The 16,912-nt window shown below is 39.7% G+C and carries 16 protein-coding genes and 1 riboswitch; of the genes, 7 read left to right on the forward strand and 9 right to left on the reverse strand.

Features of this window, described 5'->3' with window-relative positions; all coding sequences use genetic code 11:
- Positions 1 to 34 precede the first annotated feature (34 nt).
- From thrB to MKY30_RS10880, 3 genes are read right to left on the reverse strand one after another with little or no spacing between them, the layout of a single operon-like run.
- Entirely contained in the window at positions 35 to 910 is an 876-nt protein-coding gene (gene thrB, locus MKY30_RS10870) for a homoserine kinase (protein ID WP_147210844.1), read from the reverse strand.
- Positions 907 to 1,968: a threonine synthase gene (gene thrC / locus MKY30_RS10875; protein WP_339284706.1), complete on the reverse strand. Its 1,062-nt coding sequence runs from the start codon at positions 1,966 to 1,968 to the stop codon at positions 907 to 909. The genes thrB and thrC overlap by 4 nt, the downstream gene beginning before the upstream one ends.
- Before the next feature lies 1 nt (position 1,969).
- Positions 1,970 to 3,265, reverse strand: a complete 1,296-nt coding sequence (locus MKY30_RS10880) for a homoserine dehydrogenase (RefSeq protein WP_147210846.1) — start codon at positions 3,263 to 3,265, stop codon at positions 1,970 to 1,972.
- A gap of 261 nt (positions 3,266 to 3,526) precedes the next feature.
- Between MKY30_RS10880 and MKY30_RS10885 the strand changes: the two genes are divergently transcribed.
- Entirely contained in the window at positions 3,527 to 3,727 is a 201-nt protein-coding gene (locus MKY30_RS10885; RefSeq protein ID WP_339284708.1) for a hypothetical protein, read from the forward strand.
- A 198-nt stretch (positions 3,728 to 3,925) separates the two neighbouring features.
- Positions 3,926 to 5,587, forward strand: a complete 1,662-nt coding sequence (locus tag MKY30_RS10890; RefSeq protein ID WP_341083900.1) for an IS1182 family transposase — start codon at positions 3,926 to 3,928, stop codon at positions 5,585 to 5,587.
- Positions 5,588 to 5,612: 25 nt separating this feature from the next.
- Here the strand turns inward: MKY30_RS10890 and MKY30_RS10895 are convergent, their stop codons facing one another.
- A complete protein-coding gene (locus MKY30_RS10895; protein WP_147210848.1) occupies positions 5,613 to 6,776 on the reverse strand; it encodes an MFS transporter in 1,164 nt (387 codons plus the stop codon).
- 198 nt (positions 6,777 to 6,974) lie between these two features.
- Here MKY30_RS10895 and MKY30_RS10900 point away from each other — a divergent pair, with 198 nt between their 5' ends.
- On the forward strand, positions 6,975 to 7,796 hold the full coding sequence (locus MKY30_RS10900; RefSeq protein WP_147210849.1) for a squalene/phytoene synthase family protein: 822 nt from the start codon (positions 6,975 to 6,977) through the stop codon (positions 7,794 to 7,796).
- Between the two features lie 323 nt (positions 7,797 to 8,119).
- Positions 8,120 to 9,676, forward strand: a complete 1,557-nt coding sequence (locus MKY30_RS10905; protein ID WP_341083901.1) for a BCCT family transporter — start codon at positions 8,120 to 8,122, stop codon at positions 9,674 to 9,676.
- A gap of 81 nt (positions 9,677 to 9,757) precedes the next feature.
- Here the strand turns inward: MKY30_RS10905 and MKY30_RS10910 are convergent, their stop codons facing one another.
- From MKY30_RS10910 to thiW, 5 genes are all read right to left on the reverse strand, one after another.
- Positions 9,758 to 10,495, reverse strand: coding sequence for a hypothetical protein (locus tag MKY30_RS10910; RefSeq protein WP_341083902.1), 738 nt, complete (start codon positions 10,493 to 10,495; stop codon positions 9,758 to 9,760).
- Between the two features lie 129 nt (positions 10,496 to 10,624).
- The gene (thiE, locus tag MKY30_RS10915) at positions 10,625 to 11,245 is read right to left on the reverse strand and encodes a thiamine phosphate synthase (RefSeq protein WP_339284711.1); all 621 of its coding nucleotides are present in this window, start codon (positions 11,243 to 11,245) and stop codon (positions 10,625 to 10,627) included.
- The gene (thiM, locus tag MKY30_RS10920) at positions 11,235 to 12,020 is read right to left on the reverse strand and encodes a hydroxyethylthiazole kinase (protein ID WP_147210853.1); all 786 of its coding nucleotides are present in this window, start codon (positions 12,018 to 12,020) and stop codon (positions 11,235 to 11,237) included. Before thiM ends, thiE begins: the two co-directional genes overlap by 11 nt.
- A complete protein-coding gene (gene thiD / locus MKY30_RS10925) occupies positions 12,010 to 12,831 on the reverse strand; it encodes a bifunctional hydroxymethylpyrimidine kinase/phosphomethylpyrimidine kinase (RefSeq protein ID WP_156985712.1) in 822 nt (273 codons plus the stop codon). Before thiD ends, thiM begins: the two co-directional genes overlap by 11 nt.
- A 32-nt stretch (positions 12,832 to 12,863) precedes the next feature.
- Positions 12,864 to 13,355 carry an energy coupling factor transporter S component ThiW gene (thiW, locus tag MKY30_RS10930; protein ID WP_341083903.1) on the reverse strand — a complete coding sequence of 164 codons (492 nt, stop codon included), beginning with the start codon at positions 13,353 to 13,355 and terminating at the stop codon, positions 12,864 to 12,866.
- 413 nt (positions 13,356 to 13,768) lie between these two features.
- A riboswitch (TPP riboswitch) is annotated at positions 13,769 to 13,882 on the reverse strand.
- 124 nt (positions 13,883 to 14,006) lie between these two features.
- Here thiW and MKY30_RS10935 point away from each other — a divergent pair.
- The 3 genes from MKY30_RS10935 to MKY30_RS10945 all read left to right on the forward strand — a co-directional run bounded on the left by MKY30_RS10935 (position 14,007) and on the right by MKY30_RS10945 (position 16,722).
- Entirely contained in the window at positions 14,007 to 15,059 is a 1,053-nt protein-coding gene (locus MKY30_RS10935) for a LytTR family transcriptional regulator DNA-binding domain-containing protein (protein WP_341083904.1), read from the forward strand.
- A gap of 110 nt (positions 15,060 to 15,169) precedes the next feature.
- Positions 15,170 to 16,018 (forward strand): ABC transporter ATP-binding protein, encoded by an 849-nt coding sequence (locus MKY30_RS10940; protein WP_341083906.1) that lies wholly within the window; start codon positions 15,170 to 15,172, stop codon positions 16,016 to 16,018.
- Positions 16,015 to 16,722, forward strand: a complete 708-nt coding sequence (locus tag MKY30_RS10945) for an ABC transporter permease (RefSeq protein ID WP_156985709.1) — start codon at positions 16,015 to 16,017, stop codon at positions 16,720 to 16,722. Before MKY30_RS10940 ends, MKY30_RS10945 begins: the two co-directional genes overlap by 4 nt.
- Positions 16,723 to 16,912 lie beyond the last annotated feature (190 nt).

Genomic DNA, 16,912 nt, shown 5'->3' on the forward strand with positions numbered 1-16,912 from the left:
ATAAACTCTTGCACATTTTTGTCTTTTATATATCCTAGGAAATAGAAACCCCTTTTGTATCAATCTCTAAAAGCTTTACTTGATAACCCTCAAGCTGCTTTGTCATCTCATTCTTAACTTTTTCCCCATTTCCTTTCGGTAGAAAAGAAAGCATCGTTGGGCCCGCACCGCTTAGGGCTGTGCCATATGCTCCGGCTTCTTTTGCTTTTTTACGGATAATATTAAAATTGGGGATAAGTGATTTACGGAAAGGCTCGTGAAATAAATCATTCTCAAGCATCTTTCCAAACAAAGCATAGTCTTTGGAGTAGAGTGCAGCTACAACCAGATTGCTCATCGCACTGGCTCTTGCTGCGTAATTTCGTTCATATGTATCTGGCAGACAATCTCTGGCAATCTCGGTTTTCAGTTCGATTTCAGGGATATATGCAATTAAATCTAACTCGATGTCATTTAATCGGACAGATGGAATATCATCCTCAAGCATTGTGGAAATTGTTAATCCTCCAAATAAAGCAGGTGCAATATTATCTGGATGCCCTTCTATTTCCGTTCCAAACGCCAGTTTCTGTACATCTGTTAATTGCAAATTGCCAATCTGATTAGCGAGCTCAATTCCTGCGACGATTGCGGAGGCACTGCTTCCGAGTCCCCTGGCCAGTGGAATTTCACTAGTTTCCTGCACTTTACAAGGAGGTAAGCTTACCCCGTATCGTTCAGCCACCTGTTCCGTAATATTCCAGATAAAATGATTTTCCTCTGACTCCTCAGAACCATGTGCAAAAAATGCATGATGATCTGCACTCTCTACGTCTAAATGAATATACAAGCCTAATGCAAGGCCCATGGAATCGAAACCAGGGCCAAGATTAGCACTGCTTGCAGGTACAGAAATGCGGAACGGCATCATGATGTAATCATCTTCTCTAAATATTCAAGAATAGCATCTTCATCATTTGAAAGTGTGACAGGATCAATGGTTAATTGATCAATAGCAGTTTGCGGATCTTTTAATCCATTACCGGTTAACACGGCAACAACTTTGCTGCCTTCAGCGATTTTACCTGCTTTCACCTGCTGGATAACACCTGCAATAGAAGCAGCTGAGCCCGGCTCTGCAAAAACACCTTCTTTGCGTGGTAGGAGTTTGAAAGCAGAAATAATCTCGTCATCTGTGACAGAGCCAATCATTCCACCTGATTCTTCTCTGGCCTGGACAGCTAAATCCCAACTGGCAGGATTTCCGATTCGAATCGCCGTTGCTACTGTTTCCGGCTCTTCAACAACTTTATTTCTGACAATTGCTGCTGCACCTTCTGCTTCAAAACCAAACATTTTTGGAAGAGCTGTTCCTTTTGATGCATTGTATTCTTTAAAGCCTTTCCAGTAGGCACTGATGTTTCCCGCATTGCCAACAGGAATTGCCAGAATATCAGGAGCTTCTCCTAACTGATCACAAACCTCAAATGCTGCTGTTTTTTGACCTTCCAAACGATATGGGTTTACAGAGTTTACTAGAGTAATTGGTGATTTCTCACTGATTTTACGAACGAGCTGGAGCGCCTGATCAAAGTTACCTTCAATCTCAACGATTTCAGCTCCGTACATAACAGCCTGAGCAAGCTTCCCTAGTGCGACTTTTCCTTTTGGAATAACAATAATTGCTCGGATTCCAGCCCGGGCGGCATATGCTGCAGCTGCAGCAGAGGTATTTCCGGTGGACGCACAAATAACAGATCCTGATCCTTCTTCTATTGCTTTGGCAACAGCCATTACCATTCCACGATCTTTAAATGACCCGGTCGGGTTTAAGCCTTCAAACTTCCCATATAATTCAATTCCCAGTTCCTTTGATAGATTTGGAAAATGAAAAAGAGGAGTATTTCCTTCTAATAATGATAAAGCGGGTGTTTTATCTGTAACAGGAAGTAAGTCACGATATTCTTCAATTAACCCTTTCCAAGCCATCTTACGCATCTCCTTCTACTTTATAGTAACTCTTTATCTCATTCACTGCATCAAATGCTTCCAGCTGATTCAGCACTTGTTCAAATTGAGAGTAAGGTGTGTCGTGTGTAACTAATACAATTTCTGCAGAATCTTTCTCATCCACTGGTGTCTGCAGAATCCGCTGGAAACTGATGTCCTGTGAATGAAAAATCGATGAAATTTCTGAGAACACACCAGTCTTGTCTTCCACACATAGGCGGACATAATATTGACCATGCTGCTTATCTTTTGGAAGTAATGTTTTTGGAAATTGCATGTCATTTAACTGCTTTCCTGATACACCAAGACGCATGGCTTTAATTGCTGCAACAACATCGGATAAAATCGCTGTTGCTGTCGGGAGACTGCCGGCACCAGGGCCATAGAACATGGTTTCACCAACTGCTTCACCGTAAACATAAACGGCATTGTATTCATTTTTAACGCTTGCCAGCGGGTGGTTTTTTGCCAGTAAAGTTGGCTGCACACTTATTTCTAACTCCTGGTCAAAAAAGTTGGCGAACCCGATAAGCTTCATCGTATACCCCAGCTGCGAAGCATAACGGAGATCTTTTAATTCAATACCATGAATTCCTTTTACATCAACATCCTGTAAATCGACAGGAGTAGAGAATGCCAAGCGGCCAAGAATAGCCATTTTCCGGGCTGCATCCAAGCCTTCTACATCAGATGTCGGGTCTGCTTCGGCAAAACCAAGACGCTGTGCTTCCGCAAGAGCATCCTCGTAGCTTACACCTTCTTCATCCATTTTTGTTAAAATATAGTTGGTTGTCCCATTGACAATCCCCATTATTTTTTGAATGTGGTCGGAGGATAATCCTTCATTAATACCTCGTAGTATAGGAATACCGCCGGCAACACTTGCTTCATAATAAAAGTCGCATTTATTTTTTACTGCGGCTTCCTGTAACTCAGGACCATGAACCGCTACCAGATCTTTGTTAGCTGATACAACATGTTTTTTATTAGAAAAAGCTTTTAAAATATATTCTCTTGTATGATCAATCCCGCCCATTACTTCAATAACAAGATCAATAGCTGGATTTTCAAGAACATCATCGGGATTTGTTGTTAAAATTTCCTGGTTCACATCAATATTTCTTGCCTTTTCTATATCACGTACAAGCGCTTTAACAACTTTAACTTCACAGCCCAATTGGTGCGCTAATTTTTCCTGGTGATCTTCAATCAGATGAATAACACCTGACCCAACGACACCGAGGCCTAATAATCCTACAGAAACCTTCTCTTCCATCTAACCACCTCTACGCTTCCTAATGTATATTGAATTTATTTAAACATGAAAAGGGAAGTAAGGCAATAGCGAATTTTTAGAATACATCGGGATTCAGAGTTGTAACCGTTATCAAAAATGCAACAATAAAGTAATTATAAAAAATAGCGGAATTTTAAAAGATATTTATATGATGAAGGGAGAAATGGTAGTAAGCCTTTTAAATAGTTACGTACCTTTACATGTTTTCTTCATATAATAGGAAAAAAGGGGATAGAGGATATGCGAATCTATCATCTCGGAGCGTTATTTATTTTCTGTTTAGCATTGGGTATCATCATTGGCTATAGTGTTGACAGGGTAGAAGTTTTTGGTTTGGCAGGTTTCATTCTCGGGATGCTTCCTATTATGATTTACAGGAAATCCTTTACCAAAAAAGAGAAGGTCTCCACTGATAAGAAGAATAAAACGTCGTGTACGTGATTAGAGGACTTTTTGAATCAAGGAATGTTAAGAGGCTGGGACAAAAGCCAGTAAAAATAGAAAAAGTGACTTTCTACTATGATTTTAAGTAGGAAGTCACTTTTTTAATTTGATTAAAAAATGAAATAAACGTACAAAAAAAGGATACCTTCTGATAAAGTTAAAGTACCACTACAAAAACAGAATCGAGGTATCCTTATGTTTAAATATTATAACGTAAATCAAGTCGTTTTGCCATTAGATTTCGAGATGAAATTACAAGAAAATGATATTGCTTATACCATCCATGAATTTATCGAACAGATTCCAGAAGAAGCTTTCACCGGTTTTACCCGTCAAACAGGCTGTCCCGCCTATCACCCGCGTATGATGATGAAAATTATTTTATGTGCTTATACCCAGTCGGTGTTCTCTGGCCGAAAAATCGAAGCATTATTAAAAGATAGTGTGCGAATGATGTGGCTTGCGCAAGGATATGAGCCGAGTTACCGTACTATCAACCGTTTTCGTGTGAATCCAGAAGTAAAAGAACTATTGCGTCAGTGCTTCGTCCAATTTCGTTGTCAGCTGGTGGAAAAAGAGTTGATCGATGCGGAGGCTATCTTTATTGACGGGACCAAAATTGAAGCCAATGCCAATAAATTCACCTTTGTCTGGCGAAAATCGATCGAGCGTTATCAAACGAAACTTGTAGAGAAGTCCCATGCCCTCTATGAAGAATTAGTGGAAAAAGAAATTATTCCAGAAATCAACCGGGAAAGCCCGGAAGCTCTATCGACGCAAGAACTTCAACAGATGGCAGCGAATTTGGATAAGTCTGTCCAAACGTATACGAAACAAATCGAATCGATTGAAAAAGCACAAGACCGAAAAGCCCTGCGTTCGGAACGAAAGCAGCCAAAACAAGCCTTAAAACAGGTGCACGATTTCATCTGTCGTCAAGAAAAATATGAAGAAGCCTTGGAGATTTTAGAAGAACGTAACAGCTATTCCAAGACGGATCACGACGCAACCTTTATGCGATTGAAAGATGACCATATGAAGAACGGACAGTTGAAAGCTGCTTATAATGTGCAATTGGCAACAGAAGGACGTTACGCATTAGCCTATGATATTTTTCCGAACCCTACCGATACACGAACGCTGATTCCTTTTTTAGATCGTATTGAAAAGGATTATTTTGCGTTGCCTGATGTCCTCGTAGCTGATGCGGCTTATGGAAGTGAACAGAATATAGAAGATGTCACCCTGAACCGGTTACGAACTGCCTTGATTACCTATAGTATGTACCGCAAAGAGAAGAAGAAAAAATATAAAAATAATCCCTTTAACACCGCTAACTGGGATTATGATGCCGAAATAGATGCCTTTACTTGTCCAAATGGTCAAGCTGTTACTTATCGCTATAACTCCAAACGCACAGACAAGTATGGTTACCAGCGACAATTTAAGGTCTATGAATGTGAAGATTGTACAGGCTGTCCTTTGCGAGAGCAATGTACCAAGGCAAAGGAAGGTAACCATCGGAAAATATTTTATAATGAAAAATGGGAAGCACAAAAGAAAATGATACGAGAACAGCTTTCAGATGAAGAAATGGGCAAGCTTTACGGAAAACGTAAGATAGATGTGGAGCCTTTCTTTGGATTTTTGAAGGCTAATTTGGGTTTCACTCGTTTCTCTGTACGAGGAAAATCCAAAGTGGATAATGAATTGGGATTCGCCTTAATGGCAGTGAATCTGAGAAGATACACTGCCTCTAGCTGCTTTTTTATGTATCTACTTATAAATGATTTCAAAAAAGATGGATTTCACATCAAAACCCAATGTGAAATCCATCTTTTCATTATTTTTGGCTAGTTATGTCCCAGCCTCTATTATTCAATCAATCAACTGTCACTTTCGGCCGTTTATATCCTTTTAATGCGATCAGGGCTGTAATTAACCCTAAAAAGACAATTGCTCCGCCTACATATGCATTTTTATCTACACTTGACTGCTCAATGACAATACTACCTGCAAATGAACCGACTGCTATACCTAAATGTAAAGCAGAGTTATTTAAGCTGACGAGGATACTTGAATTTTGCGGTGATGTCTCAATTAAATAGCTTTGAACAGGTGGCGAGACCGCCCAGCTGAGCATTCCCCATAGTATAAGTACAACAAGGAATAAGACAACATGGAACGACGAAACAGGAATAATTAATATGGTAGCCACAAACAAGATAATGGCACTGAGAATGGTTCGTTTCGGACCGAATAAATCGGACAATGTTCCGCCTGCCCCGCCTCCGCTTACAGCAGAAATACCAAAAATCAGATAAACTGCACTTAACCAAATGCCATCTAATTCCATAAAGTCTTTTACAAATGGATTCAGGTAGCCATATAATGTTGTGTGACCGGCCAGGACAAAGAAAGTAGTCAATAATATAAAAAGAATCTTTGGGTTCCGGATCATTTTTAACTGTGTTGTCAGTGGCAGAGGCTTTTCCGTAGAAGGAATGCGCTGCATAAAGTAATGAACAAATATAATTGAAGCAACCGTTAAGAAAGAAATAAGTACAAACGGGGCACGCCAGCCAAACGACTCTCCAAGGATTAAGCCAAATGGAATTCCGAAAACAAGAGATCCGCTTACTCCCATACTGACTATGCCGATAGCGCGTCCCCTGTAAGCAGGCTTAACAATGGAGGATGCCATCATTACACAAAGTACAATTAGTAAAGAAGCGCTTGCTGCAGAAATTATTCGACTAATAAAAATCATCGTATAGTTCAAACTAAAAACAGCAAGAATATTTCCAAGCAAAAAGAAGACTAAAGAAATAATGGTCAGTTTTTTTCGTTCAACAGATGCCGTTAAATAAAGCAGAATAGGAGAAGCAATAGCGAAAACAAGAGAGAAAATAGTAATTAATAAACCAGCTTTTCCTAGTGACACACCGAGGTCATCCGCAACTAAATCGAGAATACCGCCAATAATTAATTCAACCATTCCGACAACAAATGAAATGGTCATCAGTAAATATACACTTTTATTCATAAAACAACACGCCTTATCTATAGTTATCCTGTTATTAACATTTGAGTGATAAAAAACACTATCTACCATAGTAGCTTTAAAAAAAGGATAGCACAAGAACTTTATGTGAAAATTAATGAGAATTCAACACTTTTAAAGGAAAAAAAGGCACTTGTTTGTTATACTTGTAATAACGCATGAAATAAGGAGGAGTTTTGGGTGAGTAACAAAGCAACATTAGAAAAAGATGCAATGAAGGTTTTGAAACAGACGAGCAGAACATTTTATATCCCCATTAAACTGTTGAACAAAACGTTGCGGAAAACAGTTGGTTCAGCTTACCTCTGCATGCGCGCTGTTGATGAAATGGAAGACCATGAAGAAATGGATGCAGAAGTAAAACAGCATTTATTGAATGAGACAAGCCATTTATTAAAGGAAGATGTATTTAACCGCGAGGCTTATCATCAGCTCGTAGCACCGTATGAAAAGGAACTTCCGGAAGTGACATTGCGCTTAGCTGACTGGATTGAATTTTGCCCGGAGGATATTCAGCAAAAAGTAAAGGACTCTACAAGTGAAATGGCAGAAGGAATGGCTAAATGGGTTGGGAAAGATTGGGAAGTAAAGACGAAAGAGGATTTAGATGAGTATACATATTATGTAGCAGGTCTCGTCGGTGTAATGCTGTCTGATATTTGGAACTGGTATGATGGCACCGAAACAGACCGCGATCTGGCTATCGGCTATGGACGGGGTTTACAGGCTGTGAATATATTACGAAATATTGACGAAGATGCTGAAAGAGGTGTCGGCTTCTTTCCGAATGACTGGTCTAAGAAGGAAATGTTTGCTTATGCAGAGGCGAATTTGCAAAAAGCTGATGAATATATGACACAAATCTCTACCAAAAATATTCTGCTTTTCTGCCGGATACCGTTAGCACTGGCACATAAAACATTAAATGCTTTGAAGAGCGGTAAGGAAAAAATGTCCAGAGATGAAGTAGAAGAAACAGTTGATAAAATTATTAATTCTTAAGCTTTGAAAAGGTGAATAACATAGACTGAGAAAAAATCTTGCTAAATTGGGCGAGATTTTTTTATTTTCGGGGATGAGAAGGGTTTAGGAATATTTAATAAGGGAAATACTTCTATATTCAAAGCTATTCGTTGAATACATCTCTAAATTATAAGTTGTATTGTATGAAGCATATAACTATAATAAATAAACATGTGCAAATAAAACAAGTGAGAGGATGAAAGTTTGTCAAGCATTTATCTGAAAAATGCTTTCATCCAAAAAAGGTCTGTAAATAACGTTTTATGATATTTTGGACGCTTACATTAATCAGGAGGTAAAGTGTGAAGTCAAAAAAAGGAAAAGGTTTAGATTGGCCAGTTTTTTATATCAGTGGAGGATTTTTAGTTTTATTTATTATCCTGTCGCTGATTAACAGTGATATGGTGGATAATGCAGTAAACACCTTATTTAATTATTCTGCGGATTGGTTTGGAGCTTATTGGCAAATACTCTTATTCCTTAATTTTGCCATCGGCTTAGGTCTGGCATTTTCAAAGTATGGAAAAGTAAAATTAGGAAACCAGGATAAACCAAAATATAGCTATTTTGGCTGGGTATGTATGATATTAGTAACTTTATTGGCTAGTGGGGGAGTCTTCTGGGCTGCAGCAGAGCCAATGTACCATTTTATGTCTACACCGCCTCTTTTTGGTGGAGGAGAATTTAATAATATAGAGGGAGCATTTGCTCAAGCCTTTATGCATTGGGGATTCCTTGCATGGGCAATTCTTGGTACACTTGCAGTTGTTGTAATGATGTATGTGCATTATCAAAAGGGCTATCCTTTAAAGCCGCGGGGATTGTTATATCCTATTTTTGGAGATAAAATATTTGAAAAAAGTGCAATTGGAACGTTGGCTGATTCCTTTTCTATTATTGCAACAGCAGCAGGAACATTGGGGCCGCTTGGGTTTTTAGGTTTGCAGATATCTTATGGATTAAACCATTTGTTTGGCATACCGGATACGTTAACAATAAGCATTATCGTTGTTATTGTTCTGGTTACTGTAGCAGCAATTTCAGCAGCTACCGGAGTGGATAGAGGAATCTACCATTTAAGTAACTGGAATGTTCAATTTACAATTCTTTTAGCTATTATTGTATTTATTATTGGACCTACCGCATTTATTATTGATGGGTTTGTCGGCGGTACAGGAGTCCATATTCAAAATATGTTTGAAATGATGTTCTATCGTGGAGATGGAGAATGGCTGGCAGGATGGACGATTTTCTTTTGGGCTTGGTTTATCGGCTATGCACCGATGCTTATCGTATTTATCAGCCGTATCTCCAGAGGAAGAACCATTCGTGAGCTTGTTATTGCAGTTTCCGTAGTAGCACCGCTTGTAACAAATTTCTGGTTCTCCATTGTCGGTGGAACAGGTGTTTTCTTTGAAATAGAAAAACCGGGTTCTATTTCTGACGCATTAACTGATGGCGGAATGCCAGCTGCAGTTATGGCAATTACTGATCAGCTTCCTTTAGGCACAGTAATGGGAGTTGCTTTCTTGCTTGTATCTATTATCTTTGTTGCAACAACAGCAGATACAATGTCTTATACAGTGGCAGCAACATTAACAGGGCATGATAATCCTACACGCTGGCTGCGTGTAGTATGGGCCGTCCTTTTTGGAGCTTTCACAGCAGTTATTCTTACAATCGGGGAAGATAGTATTACATCGATTCAAAATTCCATTGTTATTACGGCAGTCCCAGTATCGTTATTGATTTTACCGCCGTTATGGAATGCACCGAAGATTGCCAAGAAAATGGCGCTGGAACAAGGGCTTATTTGGCAGCGTGAGATGCGTAAAAAAGAAGATAAGAAATATAATTAATGAAGAAATTTCAAATAAGACGAGCTGCTGAAAAGATTTTGCTTTCAGCAGCTCGTTTTTAATTTCATTTACTTTTTATAGCTACATACATTGGAAGGATTCAATACTATTTAAATCCATTCCAAAATAAACCCAACGAAAACCATTCCAGCGGAATCCGGCAATAGAATTTCTGCCTAGAAATGTCGGAAAGGCCCAAAAACCGTTGCCGCGATTTGGCCAAATATAAGTGAAGCGGAACATGCAATGTCTGATCCCGCCAGGGTCGACAGCAAATGCCTGCACCTGTTGTTTTTGCGGTACAAAGTTTGGCGGCGGTCCCATCGGAGGCTGGCTGTTCATGCCGCCCATTTCTGCTGGTCCTGATTGCTGTCCGGGACCTCCTCCACTTCCTGGAAAGTTTGGAAAAGAGGGTGTAGACGGGGCTGGAGGCCAACTTGGAAAAGCACCTTCATTTCCCCCCTGGTTGCTATTCGGAGGGCCGGGGAACATATTATCTACAAATTGATCTGTATTAAAATCTGGGAAAGGAGATTCATTCCCACCTCCGCCTGGAAAGCCAGGGGGGAAGTTGCTAATTCGATCCTGTGATGGAAGATTATGCTGTCCATGTTGAAACGGCATATTATCAGCAGCAGGATGCTGTTCCTGGTAATAGCCGCCTGGCCCGCCAGTTTCTCCTTCTGGACCCCCTGCAAAGAATCCATTGGAATAATCATGCTGTGGTGCCGGCTGAAAATAATTATTTAGCATCTTTCCGGGCAGGTTATTCTGTTTGTTTTCCTCGCCATTTGGCTGCTGTGGTTGAAAATAACTCATAATTTTCCTCCTCTAATAGGCTAATGTTCCTTAATAGCATATGAGGCATCTGTATTATTTGCGCTTCATAACAAACAGATTGGGCGAAATAACTAGTCTGACGAAGTTCTTTCATTAATTCTAGCTAGACTAAAGCTTATCTACAGCTTCTTTAATATTATCTGCTTCTGTAACAGCAGTAATAAAAGAAACGCCATCAGCACCTGCTTCTATAACAGAGCTTGCGTTATCTGTCTGGATACCGCCGATTGCCACAACAGGTATGTCTGGAAACTGCGAGCGGATAGTATGAATCCATTCTAAGCCTACAGCCTGCTTTGCATCTTCTTTTGTAGCAGTTGCAAAAATTGGTCCAACGCCAATATAATCCACTAAATCGAGCGGACTTTGGTCAAGCTCCTGTGGTGTAGATATCGACAGGCCAATGATTTTATCCGGGAACTTAGCCCGGACTTCCTTGACAGGCATATCATCCTGCCCTACATGTATACCGTCTGCATCCAATTCCTCGGCCAGCTCAATATTATCATTAATAAAAAATGGAATATCATGTTTTCGGCATTGCTCTCGCAAGCTTTTACCCAGCTTAATCTTTTCCTCACCATTTAACGAGCCGGTGCCTTTTTCCCGAAATTGAAATGAAGTAATACCTGCAGTGAGTGCCTCCTCTAAAACAGTGTGAGGATCCCTGTGACAATTTTGGCTTCCCATAATAAAATATTTTCTTAATTGTTCTCTATTAAATTCCATCTTCAGTGCCTCCATTTAGTTGCTTGGGTGTAAAGGATAAAGCATCCATAAAGCTTGGCAAAAAGGTTCCCGGTCCTTGCACATGAGACTGCTCTGCTGCATGCTCTGCGGCCAGTCCGTAGAAACTGAGTGCAGTACGGAGCTGTTCCCCGACTGGATAAGAAGTAGTCAGACATGCTGCTACAACAGATCCTAATAAACATCCCGCCCCGGTAATACTGGAGAGAAGCGGATGCCCAGTCTGGTTATAAATTAATTTCTGATCGGCATAGATAACATCTGTTTTTCCGGTTACTACAATCGCAGTATCAAATTGTTTCCTGGCTTTTTCTGCAATATCATCTATATTTCCTTCCCCAATAGAATCCACTCCCCGTGTTTGAATATCTGCATTAACCAAGGAAGCAATTTCACCTGCATTCCCTTTAATAACTGTTGGGCGTACATCTTGTAAAATTCTTTCTATTACTTCTTTCCGAAAAGAAGTAGCAGCTGCGCCAACAGGATCAAGAACTACAGGAATTCCCTTTTCATTGGCAGCTTTCCCTGCTGCAATCATTGCTTCAATTTCATTTTCTAAAATGGTACCAATATTTAAAACAAGTGCATCTGCAATTTTGGCCATATCTGCTGCTTCTCTTAATTCCTTTGCCATAACAGGACTGCCACCAAAGGCAAGCAGTCCGTTAGCACTAAAGTTCATGACAACCTGATTGGTTAAATGATGAATGAGAGGCGTGTTGTTTCTGACTTGCTGGATAATATCAGGATTCATGTGTGATCTCCCTTCCTGCATTTTCCCGGATTGCCCAGTGGTTCGTCGGGCCATTCCCTTTTCCAAGCTCAAATGATTTGGAAATAGCTGCAGTCACAAAAGCTTTTGCGTGTTTTACCGCCTCTGAAAGTGGATAACCTTTACCTAAATAAGCAGCAATGGCAGCAGCATAGGTACAGCCGGTTCCATGCGTATTCTTTGTATCAATACGATCAGCAGCGTAGCTATGCATCTGTTTGCCGTCATAAAGAAAATCAACAGCCTGTCCTTTTAGATGTCCACCTTTAACTAAGGCAGCATCAACATCATACTCGTGAACGAGATATTCTGCAGCATTTTTCATATCTTCTGTAGACGCAATAGATAAGCCGGTCAGAAATTCTGCTTCTGGAATATTTGGTGTAACAACCGTCGTTAAAGGAAGAAGATACTGCCGCAAAAAGCTGCGGGCCTCTTCATTAATTAAAGCGTCACCGCTGGTCGCAACCATAACAGGGTCCATCACATATGGCGCATCAACCTTTCTTAATTTTTGAGCGATTAATTCCATCATTGGCTTACTTGCAATCATTCCTGTTTTCACTGCATGAATTGGCATGTCCTCAATGACTGCATCCAGTTGATCCTCAATCATAGAAAGAGGCATATGCTCAACAGAACGGACTCCTGTTGTATTTTGGGCCACAACAGAAGTAATTACAGACATACCATAGGTTTTTAACTCTTGAAATGTTTTTAAATCCGCCTGAATACCAGCACCACCGCTCGGGTCTGTGCCGGCAATTGTTAATGCACAACGAACCTGACTCATAATAAAAATCCTCCTTAGGATTGTAAAATAATTTATTTTGTTAAAGAAAACTGCCGTGCTGGCAGACGGCTGACTAACAGCCAACCAATCAAAGCGCCGGAGACGCTGCTGACAATAAACGGCGGGATAAATGCAAGTGCCCCTACTGAGCTTCCCATCAGGAGATTCGCAATAGGAACAGCAAAGAATGAACCAATAATCCCTGTGCCAATTATTTCTCCAAAAGCAGCCATTGAATATTTTTGTGTTTTCTTATATAATACCCCGGCAACAAATGCTCCAATCATTGCTCCGGGGAAAGCAACGAGTGTTCCCAGACCTAAAAGGTTTCTGAGCAGGCTGATCATTAATGCGACAATGACTGCCGGCCCCGGTCCAAGTATGATTGCAGCAATGACATTAATGGCATGCTGTACTGGATAAGCTCTGGCAACCCCTGCGGGAAACCAGAGCAATTGAGAGCCAATTGTTCCAATAGCTATAAAAACAGCCATCAGCGTTAATAAGCGTGTACGGTTTTTCAATCCAATCATCTCCTCTATATGTCTAGCTCCATGCGCCAAACTTTAGAGATTTCACGTCACGCCCTACGATAAAGAAGACTTACTGATTGGCAAGCCGTCAGGCGCAGACAGAAGTATAGTCGCGCTTATGCCCTGCGGGTGAAAGTCAACATCGGTTTAAAGTAAAGGAAGGTCGACTAAAAGCAGGCTGAAGCCTAACGTCGGCATACCCCTAAAGGGGCATGTTTCCTTTATCTCAAGGGTGAAGGAAGTTCGACTAAAGTCGAACCACCCCCAAAGATCGGGAGCGCAATCTCTACGTTTTTAAACAGGCGCTTTTCGCTTTTCTTTTTGGAATGAAAAGTAAACTACTTTGTAAAAATAAAAAATCAGGCTTTATAGAGAAGCCTGATTTGGTATACTGAGAGTAATCATAAGTTGATTGACTACTTCCCTACGCTGGTATTAGCCAGATCAGGTTTGTAAGAGTCGGAAAGTAAGCATGCTTCCCTCTCAGCCCGCAGTTTTGGGCTCCCCTAGTAGTTGCTTTTCATTATTTTCTTTGAATCTACTGTATCAAAGATTTAACTGTTTGTCATGAAATAATAATCAGGCTTAAAAGCTATCAAAATAGAATGGAATGAATTCTTTATGGATAGAGAGGTATAAAGCATGTTAAGAATGAACGAAATTGAATATCGTCAAGGAGATCAAACATTATTTCCGAGGATAGATATAGAAATAAAATCTGGAGAAATCAAAGCAATTCAGTCCACTGTTAATGTGCGTGCAGTCTTACTGCAAATGATTTCCGGAGAAGAAAGTGTACGAAAGGGTTTTATTCAGATACACCATAAAACACTGGAGGAGGATAAGCAGAAATACTTTTCCTCTTTAGGAATTTGCTGGTATGAAGAAGGTATTTATGAACGGTTACAGGTAAAGGAATATTTGACATTTATCGGGTCCTTATATCAAAGCAAGGCTTCTATAAAAGAAGTTCTACAGCTGGTTCAACTGGAGGAAAAAGCAAGATGGAAAATGCATCAGTTGAATCGATCCGAAAAACGCCGGGTCCAATTTGGCAGAATATTAATGCAGGAATCAGAAGTTGTTATTTTTGAAGAGCCTGAGGTAAATGTAGACTTAGAAACGAAACGTGTACTTCATCAATTTGTCGAGATTTTGCAGGAAAAGCAAAAAGCGGTATTGATTTTAACAACAAGTACGGAGAGTGCCATTACAATTGCAGATACGGTCTATCGTTTAGATGAACAGGGCCTGCATCAAATCGAAGTTGAAACGGAGGAGAAAGACAGAGTAAAGTCTTTAGAAATAGATGGGATAGAAACAGCGGAAGAAGAGGCTCAAGTAAAGCAAACTTTTCAGTTAAATAAAATTTCTGCCAAAGTAGAGGATAAAATTATTTTATTTGACCCACAGGAAATCGACTATATTGAAAGCCAGAATGGTCAAACATATCTGTATACGCGTGGAGAAGGATTTCCAACAGGTTTTACCTTAAAAGAATTAGAACAGCGTTTATCTCATCAAGGCTTCTTTCGCTGCCATCGCTCCTATATTGTGAATCTTCAAAAAATAAGAGAGGTTATTACATGGACCAGGAACAGTTACAGCTTGTCTCTTATTGATAAAAAAAGCTCTCAGGTTCCATTATCGAAATCAAAGTTGAACGAGCTGAAGGAATTATTGGGGGTAGAATAAGCACAATTCAGCTTGAAATATACTCCATTCATTGAAGATATACTGCACTATTCCTTAAATAGCGATATTCTGTGATCACAAACAAATAACTGACGCAGGAGGTTTTTGGAGTGGAGAATATGATAGAAGTGAAATCTTTAGAGAAGATTTTTGGTGATAAACAGGCATTACATGATGTATCTTTCCAGGTTAAAAAAGGAGAAACATTTGGTTTTCTGGGGCCAAGTGGTTCTGGAAAGACAACAACAATAAAGATTTTAACAGGTCAAATGAGGCAGAGTTCAGGTACAGCAAATGTATTTGGTGTACCAGTTTCAAAGTTAAACACACCTGAATATCGAAAACGTTTTGGTGTGGTAACAGATAATAGTGGTTTATACGCAAGACTAACCATTTATGATAACTTAAAGCTTTACGCAGATTTATATGGTACATCTTTACAACGAATTGACGAGGCGCTTGAATCAGTTAACTTAGGTTCTGAGAAAAAAACACAAGTCGCCAAGCTGTCTAAAGGAATGACACAGCGGGTATTATTAGCAAGAACGCTTTTGCATAAGCCTGAGCTATTATTTTTAGATGAACCGACATCTGCATTGGATCCTGCTAACTCCAAGCATATCCATAATGGTTTAAAGGAACTGAATCGACAGGGAACGACCATTTTTCTGACAACACATGATATGGAGGAGGCAGATCATCTGTGCAGCCAGGTAGCCTTTTTAAATAAAGGGGTCGTCCAGCTTTTAGATGAGCCGAAACAGCTGAAAAAACAGTATCGGGAAGAAATTATTGGTATTGAATTAAAGAATGGAAGAGAATTAGAGCTTCCCTTGAAAGCATCAAGTGCTGAGGAAATTCAACAATATATTTCCCGGGAAATGGTGGAGCGTATTTATACAAAAGAACCGACATTAGGAGATATCTTTGTTGAAGTGACTGGGAGGGAGTTAGTATGACATTTTCTGTAAAACGGTTTATGGCTATTTTTCAAAAAGACTTAAAAGATTTATATCGAAATTTGTATGTTTCATCAACAGCACTGATGCCACTTGTATTTGCTGTCATATATAGTCGGGTAGGGGAAGTGCCATTGGCGATGTACTTGTTTGTAATTACTTTATCCCTTGCTTTGGTTGGTACCTTTCTGCAATGTGCGATAATAGCAGAAGAAAAGGAGAAAAATACGTTGCGTGGTCTGATGCTTTCTCCAGCAACATTGACAGAAATTTTAGCTGGGAAAAGTGCTGTTACTATTGTAATTACGGTTATTGTAACTGCTGTTAGTATGTTTATCATGGGTTTTTCATTTGACGGAAGAGGCTGGTTAATTGCTGGAATTCTTCTATCTCTGATTTTCTTTATCGCTTTAGGAACTTGGATGGGATTAATCACAAGAAGTGTTTTAGAAGCATCTGTCTATATTCTTCCTGTAATGTTTATATTTGGAATGGCTAACATGTTTATCGGGCTAGCCGATCAGTTCAGCTTCTTACAAGTATTAGAGTATACACCGGGAATTCAGCTGGAAGAAATTGCGAATTTGGGTGAATCAGGGGCAGGTTTTGATGAACTTTGGAAGCCTTTTGCAATTATTGGAGCCTGGGTTGCAGCAACTTTAGTATTAGCTGCTGTTACATTTAAGAAGCGTATGATGGATTAAATAAGGAATAGATTGTTGATTAGAATTAATAGAAGCGAGTTTAATTAAAAGCAAAGCCATTTGAAGAGCAAAAGGAACTCTTCAAATGGCTTTTTTTCTTTTGCAGTAAAGCAATGGTGGTTTATTTTCTCTACAGTATAAGTTAATTAAGTGCCTGTTTCCAAGCCTGATAAATGCTAACTTTGTTAAG

Source organism: Oceanobacillus sp. FSL W8-0428 (genome assembly GCF_038004405.1).
GTDB classification, from domain to species: Bacteria; Bacillota; Bacilli; order Bacillales; family Amphibacillaceae; genus Oceanobacillus; species Oceanobacillus sojae.

Bases quoted from the DNA above. Each gene is read 5' to 3' on its own strand.
- thrB (WP_147210844.1), bottom strand. From the start codon at position 910: ATGATGCCGTTCCGCATTTCTGTACCTGCAAGCAGTGCTAATCTTGGC.
- MKY30_RS10895 (WP_147210848.1), bottom strand. From the start codon at position 6,776: ATGAATAAAAGTGTATATTTACTGATGACCATTTCATTTGTTGTCGGA.
- MKY30_RS10885 (WP_339284708.1), top strand. From the start codon at position 3,527: ATGCGAATCTATCATCTCGGAGCGTTATTTATTTTCTGTTTAGCATTG.
- MKY30_RS10935 (WP_341083904.1), top strand. From the start codon at position 14,007: ATGTTAAGAATGAACGAAATTGAATATCGTCAAGGAGATCAAACATTA.
- thrC (WP_339284706.1), bottom strand. From the start codon at position 1,968: ATGGCTTGGAAAGGGTTAATTGAAGAATATCGTGACTTACTTCCTGTT.
- MKY30_RS10880 (WP_147210846.1), bottom strand. From the start codon at position 3,265: ATGGAAGAGAAGGTTTCTGTAGGATTATTAGGCCTCGGTGTCGTTGGG.
- thiM (WP_147210853.1), bottom strand. From the start codon at position 12,020: ATGAATCCTGATATTATCCAGCAAGTCAGAAACAACACGCCTCTCATT.
- thiD (WP_156985712.1), bottom strand. From the start codon at position 12,831: ATGAGTCAGGTTCGTTGTGCATTAACAATTGCCGGCACAGACCCGAGC.
- MKY30_RS10910 (WP_341083902.1), bottom strand. From the start codon at position 10,495: ATGAGTTATTTTCAACCACAGCAGCCAAATGGCGAGGAAAACAAACAG.
- MKY30_RS10890 (WP_341083900.1), top strand. From the start codon at position 3,926: ATGTTTAAATATTATAACGTAAATCAAGTCGTTTTGCCATTAGATTTC.
- thiE (WP_339284711.1), bottom strand. From the start codon at position 11,245: ATGGAATTTAATAGAGAACAATTAAGAAAATATTTTATTATGGGAAGC.
- MKY30_RS10945 (WP_156985709.1), top strand. From the start codon at position 16,015: ATGACATTTTCTGTAAAACGGTTTATGGCTATTTTTCAAAAAGACTTA.